General features: G+C 33.1%; 14 protein-coding genes. 10 read left to right on the top strand and 4 right to left on the bottom strand.

Annotation, left to right across the window (positions count from 1 at the left end; translation table 11 throughout):
• Window positions 1-8: 8 nt before the first annotated feature.
• The 4 genes from DPQ31_RS13370 (at window position 9) to DPQ31_RS13355 (ending at window position 2,277) form a co-directional block, all read left to right on the top strand.
• Window positions 9-605, top strand: coding sequence for a YhcN/YlaJ family sporulation lipoprotein (locus DPQ31_RS13370; RefSeq protein WP_000698005.1), 597 nt, complete (start codon window positions 9-11; stop codon window positions 603-605).
• A 107-nt stretch (window positions 606-712) separates the two neighbouring features.
• A complete protein-coding gene (locus tag DPQ31_RS13365) occupies window positions 713-1,069 on the top strand; it encodes a hypothetical protein (RefSeq protein WP_000976449.1) in 357 nt (118 codons plus the stop codon).
• Window positions 1,070-1,094: 25 nt separating this feature from the next.
• The gene (locus tag DPQ31_RS13360; protein ID WP_098711318.1) at window positions 1,095-1,592 is read left to right on the top strand and encodes a GNAT family N-acetyltransferase; all 498 of its coding nucleotides are present in this window, start codon (window positions 1,095-1,097) and stop codon (window positions 1,590-1,592) included.
• A 148-nt stretch (window positions 1,593-1,740) separates the two neighbouring features.
• Window positions 1,741-2,277, top strand: a complete 537-nt coding sequence (locus DPQ31_RS13355; protein ID WP_098711317.1) for a DUF1697 domain-containing protein — start codon at window positions 1,741-1,743, stop codon at window positions 2,275-2,277.
• A gap of 43 nt (window positions 2,278-2,320) precedes the next feature.
• Here the strand turns inward: DPQ31_RS13355 and DPQ31_RS13350 are convergent, their stop codons facing one another.
• Complete coding sequence (locus DPQ31_RS13350) at window positions 2,321-2,725, bottom strand: DUF2178 domain-containing protein (RefSeq protein ID WP_001080326.1); 405 nt, start codon at window positions 2,723-2,725, stop codon at window positions 2,321-2,323.
• A gap of 209 nt (window positions 2,726-2,934) precedes the next feature.
• Here DPQ31_RS13350 and DPQ31_RS13345 point away from each other — a divergent pair, with 209 nt between their 5' ends.
• Complete coding sequence (locus DPQ31_RS13345; protein ID WP_000025613.1) at window positions 2,935-4,104, top strand: ParM/StbA family protein; 1,170 nt, start codon at window positions 2,935-2,937, stop codon at window positions 4,102-4,104.
• 11 nt (window positions 4,105-4,115) lie between these two features.
• Window positions 4,116-4,451 carry a hypothetical protein gene (locus tag DPQ31_RS13340; RefSeq protein WP_001257766.1) on the top strand — a complete coding sequence of 112 codons (336 nt, stop codon included), beginning with the start codon at window positions 4,116-4,118 and terminating at the stop codon, window positions 4,449-4,451.
• 130 nt (window positions 4,452-4,581) lie between these two features.
• Here the strand turns inward: DPQ31_RS13340 and DPQ31_RS13335 are convergent, their stop codons facing one another.
• Complete coding sequence (locus DPQ31_RS13335; protein ID WP_000136872.1) at window positions 4,582-5,436, bottom strand: BCA family alpha/beta fold macrolide esterase; 855 nt, start codon at window positions 5,434-5,436, stop codon at window positions 4,582-4,584.
• Between the two features lie 211 nt (window positions 5,437-5,647).
• Here DPQ31_RS13335 and DPQ31_RS13330 point away from each other — a divergent pair, with 211 nt between their 5' ends.
• Window positions 5,648-6,574 (top strand): NADP-dependent oxidoreductase, encoded by a 927-nt coding sequence (locus tag DPQ31_RS13330; RefSeq protein WP_199631640.1) that lies wholly within the window; start codon window positions 5,648-5,650, stop codon window positions 6,572-6,574.
• 131 nt (window positions 6,575-6,705) lie between these two features.
• Here DPQ31_RS13330 and DPQ31_RS13325 read toward each other — a convergent pair whose 3' ends face one another.
• Window positions 6,706-8,139, bottom strand: a complete 1,434-nt coding sequence (locus DPQ31_RS13325; protein WP_000706565.1) for a MocR-like pyridoxine biosynthesis transcription factor PdxR — start codon at window positions 8,137-8,139, stop codon at window positions 6,706-6,708.
• A 147-nt stretch (window positions 8,140-8,286) separates the two neighbouring features.
• On the opposite strand from DPQ31_RS13325, the gene DPQ31_RS13320 reads away from it, so the two are divergent.
• Complete coding sequence (locus DPQ31_RS13320; protein WP_098711315.1) at window positions 8,287-9,204, top strand: DMT family transporter; 918 nt, start codon at window positions 8,287-8,289, stop codon at window positions 9,202-9,204.
• Between the two features lie 84 nt (window positions 9,205-9,288).
• Here the strand turns inward: DPQ31_RS13320 and secY are convergent, their stop codons facing one another.
• A complete protein-coding gene (secY, locus tag DPQ31_RS13315; RefSeq protein ID WP_000490108.1) occupies window positions 9,289-10,593 on the bottom strand; it encodes a preprotein translocase subunit SecY in 1,305 nt (434 codons plus the stop codon).
• Window positions 10,594-11,117: 524 nt separating this feature from the next.
• Here secY and DPQ31_RS13310 point away from each other — a divergent pair.
• Together DPQ31_RS13310 and DPQ31_RS13305 are read left to right on the top strand one after the other, a co-directional pair.
• Window positions 11,118-11,633 (top strand): DinB family protein, encoded by a 516-nt coding sequence (locus DPQ31_RS13310; protein WP_001091625.1) that lies wholly within the window; start codon window positions 11,118-11,120, stop codon window positions 11,631-11,633.
• 557 nt (window positions 11,634-12,190) lie between these two features.
• On the top strand, window positions 12,191-14,149 hold the full coding sequence (locus tag DPQ31_RS13305; protein WP_098711362.1) for a bifunctional metallophosphatase/5'-nucleotidase: 1,959 nt from the start codon (window positions 12,191-12,193) through the stop codon (window positions 14,147-14,149).
• Window positions 14,150-14,479: the final 330 nt, after the last annotated feature.

Below are 14,479 nucleotides of genomic sequence, written 5' to 3'. Positions count from 1 at the left end.
TGAAAAGAATGAAAATTCTAATATATGTGTTGATGCTTTGCTTTTTTATAACTGGATGCAGTATTGGAAAAAAAGACAATCCAAATGAAAAGCCAGAACAAAAAAATGTCTCAATGAAAAATGTTAATTATACAAACAAATCAAATAAGCCAAATGAAAAAGCAGCGGATCATTTAGCATCTTTAGCGGCAAGTGTGCCAGGTGTGAATGATGCAACAGCAGTAGTTGTTGGAAAATATGCTATTGTAGGTATTGATGTAAAAGCGAAACTAGACCGAACTCGTGTTGAGTCAATTAAGTACTCTGTTGCAGAAAGTTTAAAAAACGATCCGGATGGTGCGAATGCAGTCGTTGTAGCTGATGTTGATACGTATGAACGGCTGAAACAAATTGGAAAGCAAATTAAAAAAGGGAAAACTGGCGAAGGTATACTGGATGAATTAGCAGCAATTGTTGGCCGCGTGATGCCACAAGTTCCGAATGATATGATTGAAAATAGAGAAACGAATCCAATTAAAGATAATGACAAGCAATTACCAAAAGATGAAGAACAAGAACTAAGAAAAGAACAGAATGACCAATCTAATAATCATTTGAATAAGTAAAATGAGCCTCGTACTAAATTGTACGAGGCTTTTTAAATATAATATTAAATATTCAGTTTATTTTTAAGGAAATATATGGTTTAATTATTGTGGGAGGGACAACTGGTATGATGAAAAAAAGTGCATTTATTTTATGTGGTTTCTGCCTAAGTTTCAGTATGACAGCGTGTGAACAAAAGAAAGAAGTGAAAAAGCAAACAGCGACTTCTTCTACTGTGATGGAAAGTCAGAAGAAAGAATTTATCAATATAAATCATTTCTCAAAAATAGATGAAGGAATGACTTATACAGAAGTGAAAGATTTAATCGGTTTTGAAGGAAATTTACTTATAGAAGAAGGGGTAGAACATTCTACACAAATTAAACAAATTTTTGCTTGGAAGGGGAATAATCCAAATTCATTTGTTGAAATTACATTTTTGGATGGAAAAGTGCATTCTAAATCACAGCAAGGTTTAAGTTAATTTGATAAAAATGGGAGAGTATAGCATGAACATACATACTGGGGAAATACAATTAGTTCCGTATAAGGAGACGTATAAAGAAATTATACAATCATTTACTTTACCAAGTGAACAAGTTCAATTCACATCAGATCCAGGCGAATTATTGAAAAAAGCAAAAAGCGATCGCACAAAAAATGTAATTGTTATTTTAGATTACAACGGGGTACCTGTTGGTCTTTTCGCATTACAAACAGGCGAAAGAGTACAAGAGTTCACAGAGAATGAAGATGATTTACTTTTAACATCATTTTCTATAAATTATAATAAACAAAGAAGAGGATACGCTAAAAAATCATTGGCATTATTACAAGATTTTGTAAAACGTTATTTTCCAATAAAAAATGAAGTTGTACTTGCTGTAAATGAAAAAAATATGCCAGCACAAAAGTTATATGAAAAAGTTGGCTTCGAAGATAGAGGCTTTAGAAGAATGGGACCGATTGGTCAACAAATAATAATGCATTTACCTATAATAAAATAACGGGATAGAAAACTTACTCTTGAACATTCATGTAGTAAGTTTTTTTTATTTTGTGTTATGTTAGTAAAAACGAAAGTAGGTATCCAAAAAAGATAAAGGTTTCAACATATATAGTTGAAAGGTCAATGAATATGCGAGGAGTAATGATATGACAATTTATATTGCGTTACTAAGGGGAATCAATGTAGGTGGACATAAAATAATCAAAATGGCAGATTTAAAACGATTGTTTGAATCAATAGGATTAAAACAAGTGAAAACATATATTCAAAGCGGTAATATCGTGTTTGAATCTGAGGAAGATATAAACGCTCTAAAAGTAAAAATTGAATTTGAAATTAAAAGGGAATTTAATTTTGATGTTCCAGTCATCCTAAAAACAAATGAAGAATTTATAAACACTATAAAATATTCCCCTTATAAGGCGGATGCTTTGTTAGAAGGAGAAAGTATACACGTTGCATTTTTAGCTCATCCATTTTCTGAAGATGAGAGGAAGCAGTTACTTATGTACAAAAGTGAACTTGAAGATTGCTATATAGATGAGAAGGTTGTATATTTGTATTTCAAAAATAGCATTCGGAATTCTAAATTAATGAACCAATTTCAGAAGTTACATAAACCAGCTACAGTCAGGAATTGGCGAACTGTTAATAAATTAAAAGTAATTGTAGAGGGTATGTAAATATAAAAAGATGAGGTTTTCTATATATAGAAAACCTCATCTTTTATTTATATTGTTTTGCAACTATGAGTTCGACAATAGGATAAATAAAGAATGAAGAACAAAGTGCGATAAACAGTGGTAGGTTTTTAACTCCATCTAAATTGGAACCCATAGAAAAACCTTCCGAGAAGAGTAATAGAAGGAACAATACAACTACAAGTACAAAATACGCAATTTTAAAGCTTTTATATGTAATTTGCTGTCCCATTTCATCCTGACTTTCTTCTGATACACCGTGGGGATCTCCCCATGTAATATGATTGATGAGGTAGCTAAGTATTAAAGCGCTTGTAAAAATTGTTCCACCTAAAATTACACCTCCATTGATGTATTTATAAGCTCCGTGTATAAGTACTCCGACTAATGATAAAACAATTGTTATTAAAATGAATTTTTTACGATTCATATTAGAACAACACCCCCACGATTGTAAAAAATTCTTTACATTTATAGTATAAAATTGGAAAAGGTTCATGTCAAATACTTTTTACAAGCAAGGCAAATGTATATAGTATTTTGTTTTAATGATAAATAAAAAATTACATTACATTTGAATGTAAAAGAATAGGCTCGCATATATTTGGAAGGGATGTCAGATTAATTTAGGGGGTAGTTATGTCTATACTTTTAAAAGCTGGTGCAGATGCAGGAAATAACGGTTTGAAGTTAATGGTGAAAGGGCAAGACCCTATTTTTATTCCGAGTATTTATTCTTTATATATAGGTGAGCCTACAGGATTGTTAGATGAGGGAGATGTGTCATTATCTGAATTAGAAAATCATATCGATGTGACCATTAGTTCTCCATCGCTAATGTTAAATAATGTACGGTACATCGTTGGAGAAAAAGTGATTCAAGATCAATTAAAAGGTACTGAAGTGGAGAAGAAATCGAATAAGTCGACGGATGAGCTAATGGTTATTACAATACTATCGGGTTTAGCAGTAAGTGCTATGCGTCAAAGTCCAACTTCTAGTCATATTAACATTCGATATGATTTATCTGTCGCTCTTCCTATGCAGCTTATTACACAAGAAATAGCTGCCGAAAATGCAAAACGTTATATGGGAAATCACAAGGTTGTTTTCCATTATCCGAACGGTCGTGATGTTACTATTAATGTTTCTATTGAGTTTTGTAAATGCCTGCCTGAGGGCGCTTCTGGGACGTGGGGCATTGTATATGATGAAGAAGGAAATGTTGTGAAACATAAAATAGAATGTGAACAAAATCAAGTTTCAGAAATTGATTTTGTTGATAAAACTTTATTGTCTTTTGATATTGGTGCGGGGACAACAGAAGAAGTTGTTTCGTTAGGGGTAAATTTCCGTCCGCAATTAAGTAAAGGATTATCGTACGGTGTAAAAGAAACGTTACTACAAATTATTACGAGATGGAACCGGAAGTATCCAACAAAGACGATTGATAGTATTACAGAATTCAATCAAATTTATTTAAATGATAAACATCCTAGGAATGCATTATTAGTTGAGGAATCACAACCAGCATTATTAGGTTTAGCTGCGCGCGTCGCAACTGATATTATTAATAAAATTGATGATATGAAAGACGATCCATACGTGTTTATTTATGGTGGGGGCGCAGTTATCATTAAAAATAGCTTGAAAATGATTTTAAAACAAAAAGGGCGTTTAACAAATGTTATCTTTGTAGATAATCCACTATTTACAAATGCAAGAGGATTATTAGTCTACACTTGTTCGCCAAAGTATAGAGAACATAAACAAAAAGAGTTAGGGTTTACAAACTTAACGATAAGTTAGTTGGTGGAAACATGCGATCTAGGCGATATAAACGTGGTGATCGAGTGAAAATCAATATTCATAAATCAGTATCACCTGAAATGCTTGCATGGCTTAATAAACAATCAAACCCAACTAATTTCTTTTTCTTTGCAGCACAGCAATTATTTAAACAAGTAGGAGATATTGATGTGTCAAAAACTTTACCAAGTAGCCATGTTTTCTCATTATATATGGAGCCCTCATCCTTATTAAAAGTCGAAGTAAATCCTTTTAAAAACGTACCACTAGAAGCGAATAAATCCACCGAAAGTGTAAAAAAAAAATCATGGGAATCTGTTGATCAATTAGATTGTCCATTTTTTTAAACATAGAAAAATATATGTAAGCCCATCACTATACATATGGATACAGTGATGGGTTTTTGTTAGTGTACCACTAGTCCAATAAATAGAAGGGGCACAATACAAATTTGTGCCCCTTCTATTTATTATTTATCTATATTTTAGATGTATGTTCTGTTACTGCTTGAATAATGTTTTTCCAGTCATCAGGATGATTTTCATGTCCTGCTCCTTCAAGAGTTAAAAGTGCTGAGTTTGGAATTTCATCAATAAGTGCGAGACCATGTTCAAATGGTAGTGCTGTATCGTCAGTTCCGTGAATTACTAATGTGGGTGCTTGTATGGAGCTAAGTACACCTTCATAAGCATCATCACCTTGAAGTAAAGCGTGATTAAACATACTTAATAGATTGTTAGCCCTTTCTATTTCGAGTTTTACTTGTGTATAAACTCTGTTTTCATCAAATGAACGTTTTGAGCCGCACAATAGACGAGAGCCTGTAACTAAATACTCTGTCACAGCGTTTTGATTTGACCAATCTAAATTTGCACCATTTGCGTGATGTATTAAAATTCTTTCATCCATCGGAGGTAAATCGCGAGTGTTGTTATCTGAGCCTATAACACTTGTTGCTAGTAAAGTTAACGTTAAAATTCTTTCAGGATGTTTTACAGCGGCAATTTGAGCAATCATGCCACCTAATGACATACCAAATAAGTGCGCTTTATCAATATGATAGGCATCCAGCACTCCAATTGCATCTTCAGCCATAGTTGTTACCGTATAATTGGAAGTTCCAGGTTCGTATGTAACAGAGCGTCCTACATCACGGTTATCAAAGCGAATGACAAATTTCCCTGTGTTAGCTAACTGTTCACAAAATTCTTCATCCCAATAAACCATTGAACACGTAGCTCCCATAATTAATAAAATTGCTGGATTATTAGGATTTCCAAAGCTTTCTGTACAAATATCAGTCCCGTTTGTTTTAATCATCTTTTCGGTCATAGTGTTATCTCCATTTCTTTTGGATTTAATTATAAACATAGAAAATAAAACTCTGTATGATTCTAAGATGTACACAAAATTGAATTTGGAACTCACATTAATTAATAGCGTAGCATAAATACCACCTCTAAACCTGTTTATTGTCATTCAAAGCAAAAAATTTTGAAAAATAATTGTAAGTTATTAAAATAAACAGCAAGGAGGAGAGGAAATGAAAGCAATTGTTATTGATCAATATGGTAGTGTTGAAGAACTAAAAGAAAGACAAATTTTAAAACCAGTTGTTACATATAACGAGGTATTAATACGCATTCTCGCAACATCTGTTAATCCAGTTGATTGGAAAACTAGAAAAGGAGACTTACAACAACAATTGCAATTTTCATTTCCAATTACTTTAGGGTTAGATGTAGCTGGAGTTATCGAAGAGATTGGAGAAGAGGTAGAAGGTTTCAAAATAGGAGATAAAGTGTTTACGAAACCTGAAAATATAGGGAAGGGATCTTATTCTGAATTCATTGCGGTAAAATCAGATTTAGTAACTTATATGCCTACTAACCTAAGTTTTGAAGAGGCAGCTTCTATTCCACTCGCAGGACTTACTGCTTGGCAAAGTCTTGTAGATTACGCAAAAATAAAAGAAAATGACCGAGTATTTATTCGCGCTGGAGCTGGTGGTGTCGGAAGTTTGGCAATCCAAATTGCAAAATCATTTGGAGCTTTTGTTGCAACTACTGCAAGTAGTAAAAATGAAGAATTTTTAAAGGATTTAGGAGCGGATCTCGTTATTGATTATAAAAAAGATAAATTTGAAGAGCTACAATCAGATTTTGATATTATATTAGATACAATCGGTGGCGAAGTACAAGAAAAAAGTTTTCAAATTATTAAACCTGGCGGTGTTCTAGTTTCGATTGTTCATGAACCAAATTATAAAGTGAAAGGGATAAAATCAGGATTTTTATGGCTAAAACCAAGTGGAAAACAATTAGAAGAGTTATCAAATTTAATTGTACATGGAAAAATCAAACCGATCATAAGTAAAGTTGTGTCACTTAATGAAGAAGGGGTTAGAGAAGCTCATATTTTGAGTGAAGGGCAACATGTTAGAGGTAAGATTGTAATTAAAGTGGAATGATGATAGCCGCTGTATATTGACTTGTAGTGAATAAAGATAAATTGGAGTACTCCATAATTTTATAATACCCCAAAGTACTTTTATTTTGGGGTATTAGCTTTTCTTAGTTTGATGGGCTAGTGAACATACTTTTAAAAATTAAAGTTTCGTATTGTATCATGTAATTTCTCTAATCCAATCGCCATATCTTTTTCATTTAACATGGAATAGCTAATTCTTAATTGGTTATTATTTGTATCGTTATTTAATAGACAAGCTGTTCCAGGTAAAAAAGAGACATCTGCTTCATTTGCTTTTTGTAATAAGTTAAAAGGATCAATTGTATTAGGAAGTGTAATCCATAAATTAAAGCCGCCATTTGGTATTTTAAAGTGTATTTCTTTTAGTGGCGATAATATAGCGATTGTTAAATCGCGTCTAATTTGTAAAGCGGTGCGTAATTTTTCTAAATGATTTTTCATACGTTCTGCACGTAAGAAAGGAAGTAGTGCTTTTTGCGTTAATAACGGGCTACCGATATCCATCGAACCCTTCACAGCATATAACCATTCAAAAATAGGCCCATCGGCTATAAGTGCAGCGATACGTAGTCCAGGTGCTAACGTTTTACTAAAACCTTTTAAATATATTACATGACCATTCGTATCAAAACTTTTGATTGGAGGAGGAACTATAGCATCCTCAAAATATATTTCTCCGAAAGAATCATCTTCAATTATAAAAAACTCATATAACTCCGCTAGTTCTATAAGTTCCAATCTCCGTTCTTTACTCATTACTGTACCTGTTGGGTTTTGAAAAGTAGGATTCACATATAACAAAACAGGATTCTTTCTTTGACAAAGGTCATCTATTAAATCTGAGCGAATGCCGTTTTTATCAAGACTAATAGGTATAATCTGCACTCCTTTGTTGAGAAAAACATCAAGTGCTGCGCCATAACAAGGGCTTTCTACTAATACTATATCTCCAGGTTTTAATAATGTTTGAGCGATCAAATCAATTCCTTGCTGGGCACCACTTGTAATTAATAATTGAGAGGGGTCTGTCACTAATTTCTGATGTTCTTTTAGATAATTAACTATTTCAACTCGAAGTTCATAATCGCCTTGAATAGGTCCATAAGTTGCTAGTAACATCGGATTTTTATCCAGCAATTTGTGCATTTCGTCTGCTAGAAATGGATTTGGTAATAGACGTGGATATAAAATCGCTTGTGAAAAATCATAATATTTTCGGTGTTGATTCATTGCATATTGAGAACGCATAACATTAATAGTTTTCGTTTGTTGCCATTTATAAGGAATAGTTTTGAACTCTTTCTTTACACGTTTATATATATAAGCGCCTTTTCCTTGCTCGATGCGTATATATCCTTTCGTTTCTAGCTGCTTATACGCCTTACGAACAGTCAATAAGCTAATTTGTAAATCTTCGGCCATACAACGTAATGATGGAAGGGAGTCACCATATGAAAGCATGCCACTTTGTACTCTTTCAACAATTTGCATATATATTTGTTGATAATACGGTATGTTGGATTCTTTCCGTATTACAATCTTCATGGCTTCACCTTGTTTCTTTTTTATTTAATTAAAGCGAAAAAAATAAAGAGAATCAACTACAATTTGATGTAACTGTTATAAGCATAGATACACTGTTATACACGAAACCCTCTATACTCATGTTAAGAGTAAAAAGGAGGAAGAAAAATGGTCATTTTTAATTATATTTTAGTATGCATTATTTTCGGCACAACATTTTTAACGATAAAAATCGGAATTGAAGCAGGAGCGCCTCCATTATTTTCAGCAGGAATTCGTTTCTTTTTAGCAGGAGTAATCTTGATGTTTATATTTAAGTTGAAGCGAAAAGAAATTATGCCGCATGTATTTTCAAAACGTATTATGTATGCTGGCTTTTGTTTAACGTTCATGACATTCGCATCTTTGTACTGGGCTGAACAATATATTTCTTCTGGGTTAGCTGCTGTACTTTCTGCAACAGGTCCTATGATGATTTTATTATTACAAGCAAGAAGAAATAAGAAAAAATTGCAAAAGGAGCAATTTTTCGCTTTAATTATTGCGTTAATAGGTGTTGTTTTTGTTTCTTTACCAGGAATACATCAAGAAGTAAGTTTCATATGGAGTATTGCTTGTATTATTTTAGTAGTAGGGGAGTTATTTTACGGAATAGGTTCTATTCGCTCAAAAGAAATACTTTCGGATTTACGAAGTGTATCACCATTTCTTATTAATGGTATTCAAATGTTTTATGGAGGGATTTTGCTACTAATCGTATCATTCATAGTAGAGCAGCCGAATGTAACTGTATTAACCTCATGGAGCGTACAGTGGCCTATTTTATACCTCATATTTATCGGATCAATTGGTGGGCACGGATTATATTACTGGCTTTTATCAAAAACAAATCCTGTATTCCCATCGACGTGGTTATATGTATCACCATTAATAGCAATTATTGTAGGATATATTGTATTAGGAGAACCATTAAATCCTGCAATGGGTATAGGTGCTTGTTTCATATTGATAGGTGTATTTTTGGCCAATCGTTCAACACTACGGACTTATTTCAAACAAGGACGGTTATTAGAGAAGGAAATGTAGTTGGATAATGTAACGGCCCTGTATATTACCGGGCTAGTAAAATCAAAAACACAGCTGGGAAAATAACCAACTGTGTTTTTATAATTAATTCACTTTTTTAATAAACCCTTTGTAATGACGTTTCACAAGTTGACTTTCTAACGTCTTCATCGTTTCTAGTGCTACACCGACGATAATAAGTAAGCTTGTACCACCAATTTGAGCAGAAGGTGGTAACGTAGCAATTTTCGTAAATACGAGTGGTAATATTGAAATTGCACCTAAGAAAATTGCACCGATAAATGTTAAACGGTATAAAATTTTGGTTACATATTGCTCTGTCGCTTTACCAGGACGAATACCAGGAACATAACCGTTTTGCTTTTTCAAATTCTCAGCCATTTGTTCAGGATTTACTTGAATAAATGCGTAGAAGTATGTGAAAGCAACGATAAGACCGACATAAAGCGTCATTCCAATTGGATGTGCAAAATCAAGGTTTGCGACTAACCATTTGGATACGCCTGAATCAGGGAAGAGCTGCGCAATTGTACGCGGCGTCATTAAAAAGGCTGAAGCAAAGATTACTGGAATTACACCAGCACTATTTACTTTAAGTGGTAAATGAGTGTTTTTTGCTCCTTGATATGGATTGTTTCCTGATACAGCTTTAGCGTATTGAATGGGTATTTTACGAACAGCTTGTTGAATGTAAATGACACCAACAACAATCGCTAAAATTACGAGTCCAATTAAAACCATTTTTATTATGTGCATGAATAATTGATCGCCTGCATTTTGAAATTGTTGCAAGTAAATTTGATTAGCAACATTCGGAATTGCCGCAACAAGTCCTGCGAAGATAATCATTGAAATCCCATTACCAACACCATTAGCGGTAATTTGTTCACCTAACCAAAGTAAAAATGCAGTACCTGCTGTTAAAACTGTCGCAATAAATAAGTATGTAGTCCAGCTTTGATCTGTTATTAATTGCCCACCTGCTATATTATTAAAACCATAAGACATCCCAATGGATTGTATGAATGCAAGAATGATTGTAAAGTATCGAGTAAATTGAGCTGACTTCTTACGGCCCATTTCACCTTGCTTTGCCCATTCCGAAAATTTAGGTATAACGTCCATTTGTAGTAATTGTACTATGATGGAAGCTGTAATATATGGTGTAATACCTACAGCGAAGATCGAGAAGTGTTGCAATGCTCCTCCACCAAATACGTTTAGCATACCTAAAACGTTGGCTTGATCTTGTACCTTTAATACCTCTGCGTTAGTATGAGGAACTGGAATAAATGTGCCAATTCGAAAAACAATTAGCATCGCTAGTGTAAAAAGAATTTTGTTTCTTATCTCAGCTACTCTCATGAAATTTGAAATCGTACGAAACATTATGTCGCCTCCTATATTTTTATCAGTTCAAAACTGATTATTATATCCCGATGAAGTAACCACAAACCTCCTTCCGCATTAAATTCATTTGACAAATGGAATTTCATACATTTTGCAGTTTTCACGGATATAAAAATATAAGGTGTTATACGAGCGACCTATTATCTTTTCGTAATCATTCAATACCCATAATATATCGAATAAATTAACAAATGTACATACATACGCATGAAAAATGAATAAATAGGGTGATTTTTTACATTTACTTAATGCTAGATTGATAATTAGGAACGTTTTACGTAGTTGTATCGAAAGGATTCAGTGGAAAGTATTATGGTGTAGCTGTAGCACATGAAAACCTCAAGGATTTTGAGAAAACGCATATATTTCGTCGTGAATTAGAGAAACTATTAAAGCAAGAAAAGATTTGATTGAAATAGTAGTGAAGGAAAATCTTTTTTCTATAGAGAATATTTCTAACGTAGGAATCTAAGTATGTAGGTTCTAATGAAAGGAGAATTCACATGAATACATTTGTAAATGACAAGTTTGATGAAACGAGAAAGCAATTATTTGAGGAAATTACTTTGTTAAGTGATGCTCAATTTAATAGAAAACCAGATCAGGATAAATGGAGTATAGCACAAGTTTGTCATCACTTAGTTTTATTAGACGAGAGAGTTATAACAGTTATTTCGTCAGGATTAAAAAAGATGGATAGTATCCAAAATGAGCGTAAAGAAATTCACGCTATTGTATTAGATAGATCGATAAAATTTATAGCTCCAGAAATGATTGAACCAAGTATAGAAACATTTGAAGTACAGCAAATGATTGATTTGTTAAACAACGCTAGAAAAGAATTGATGCGTTTCCTGCGTACAATAGAAGATGAATCTATATTAGCGAAAAAATCAGTGATGCATCCAGCTCTTGGAGAATTACTTCTAGATCAGTGGATAGAACTGATCTATTTGCATGAACAGCGTCATATAGAACAAATTAAAGAGATAAAATTGCTTTGTGAAGTTGAAAAGTAAAAATCATTATCTTTTTATTGGGCGATTTGGGATAGTATCAAGGGTTCGAGTGATAAAATTCAAATCCTGATTAAAATTATGATGAATGTAGTTGAACGCAACTAATAAGCAGAAGAAAATACGAAACTAGCAGATCTTACTCCTGAAGAGGAAACGAACATTCGAAAAAAAACTGAATCCGATTTGCTGTATAAGTGGAACCCCGTCTTAAATGAAGAGCGGGGTTATTATTTTTGGAAGTGATCTCAGTATTTTCATATAGAAGGAAGTAAATTGGTAATGAAATCCGAAAATGAGTTATATGTCCAAAATTTTGAAAGCACATATACATCTACCGTTGGTTTAGCGCTCTTCACACGTTGGAGGAAGAAGTATTTTGTTAGAAAACGATAACATACTATTCTGTTAGGGGAAATATGCATTTGATTCTCTATATTTTCACAGTAAAACCACCTCCAAAATTATCTTTTGTAGTTGAATTTTTCCGAATAATAAGTTACATTTTTAAAGTTCAAGCAACTTTATGCCAGTACAAAAAGGGGAGAAATATTGTTATTATGCAAAAAATGAAATGGAAGAACTATGTATGCTATTTTATTATTCTTATGCTTCTTGTAACAGCAGTAACAGTCAAACCAGCTATTTCTAAGGCTGAGGAATCTGATGTTAACATTACATTGTTAGGTACTGCAGATATTCATGGTAGATTTATGCCTTGGGATTATGCGCTTGATGGAGCAAATATGAGTGGAAGTTTGACGCAGCTTTATACCGTTATAAAGAAGGTACGTCAAGAAAATCCAAATACCATATTAGTAGATGCCGGGGATACAATTCAAGGAAACTCAGTAGAATTATTCAACGATAAGCCACAATCGCCAATGATGGTAGCGATGAATACAATGGGATATGACGCCTGGGCATTTGGAAATCATGAATTCAACTTTGGATTAGATACATTGAAAAAAGTTAGTGAGCAATATAAAGGAAAGACGTTAGCAGGAAATATTTATAAGGAAAATGGAGAGCGTTTTCTTCCTGCATATACGATTGTTGAAAAAGGTGGAATTAAAGTGGGGATTATTGGTATGAATACACCAATGATTAGTGATTTTGAAAAAGGGACAGATCATTTGGATGGTTTAGTAGTGAAAAATCCAGTAGAAGAGACAAAAAAGGCAATTAAAGAATTAGAAGGTAAAGTAGATGTAATGGTAGGGGTTATGCATATGGGACTAGAAAATGAGAATGGAATCCCAGGTACTGGTGTTCAAGATATTGCGAATGCTTGTCCGGAACTAAGCGCTATTTTTGCGGCTCATATGCATAAACTTGTAAAAAAAGAAGTTGTAAATGGCGTAATTATTACAGAACCAGATAAATATGGAACGCATATTTCACGTATTGACCTTACTTTTACAAAGCAAGATGGAAAGCTTGTTTTAAAAGATAAAACAGCTACCGCTATACCTGTAAAAAATGCTGATGGAACAACAGTATTATCTGATTCTGCACTTGAAGAAACATTAACACCTTTTCATGAGTATGCAAGAGGAGATGCAAATGTTGTAGTTGCTCAATTAAAGGGGAGAAACCTTGTTCCTGAAAATGAAATAAAGGGTATTCCAAGTGTGCAGATTCAAGAGACACCTTTATCAGATTTCTTTCATGAAGTTATGCTCCATTACAGTAAAGCGGATGTAGTAGCCCATCAAATTGATAATGATTCTGCCCGTTTGGATATAGGGCCTATAAAGAAGAAAGATATTGCGTATAATTATCAATATGCTTTGGGAGAAATTACAGTTTACAAGATAACTGGAAAAGATTTAAAAGACTATATGGAATGGGCAGCAGGATATTTTAACTCATCTCGTGCTGGAGATGTGACAGTTAGCTTTGATAAAAACCGTCGCGCGTCTAAATACAGTACGAACGATTTCTTTGGAGGCGTAAAATACGAAATTGACTTAACAAAACCATATGGAAGTAGAATTACAAATTTGCGCTCTATTCGTACAAATAAACCAATCAAAATGAGCGATGTTATGACGCTAGGAATGAATGCGTATAGAATGGAGGCTCTACAGGCAAAAGGGGGAGCTTTAGAGGGACGTAAATTTGAACAAACTTGGTCATCTAAACAAGAGAATGCATTCGGAGAAACAGGTGGAACCATTCGTAACCTTGCTATTACATATTTAAAAGAGGTAAAGAACGGTGTATACACGCCAAAAGTTATGCGTAATTGGAAAATTACTGGTGTAGATACACATTCTTCAGAGCATAAAGCTGTAGTTGATCTTGTAAATAAAGGGATTTTAGAAATCCCAAAAACAGAAGATGGAAAATATACAAATATAGCATCTATAAATACTAAAGATTCAATTACTAAAGAAGAGATTGTAGCACTCTCACAAAAAGCTAATATTAATCCAAATCAGTTTAATCATACAAAGACAAAAGGTGAACTTTATAAAAAACTTAGTAGGATTACTAAAAAATATAAATTATAAGGTTTCTTATAGTAATTGTTATTTTAATAACATTAAACCCACTCTTACAATAGTAAAGAGTGGGTTTTTATGTTGTTATTTAGATGTAACTGTACTTTTATTAGAATAAATATAGGTAATTAATAACTAACCAATTGGATGAGCGCTGCCAAAAAGGACTCTTTTTTTATTCAAATTAATGTACATATGTGTTCCGTTCATTATTTACAATATTGACCACAATTTATGTAATTTTGCATAATATTACATAAATTTTGTATTTTCTCTTTTTTTCGACATGAATAGACAGTATACTTTGTACAAGCTTTCTATTTCAAAAATTATACGAGG

Source organism: Bacillus sp. COPE52, assembly GCF_003355115.1.
GTDB lineage: Bacteria > Bacillota > Bacilli > Bacillales > Bacillaceae_G > Bacillus_A > Bacillus_A toyonensis.
This window is presented reverse-complemented; position numbering and strand designations above follow the sequence as displayed.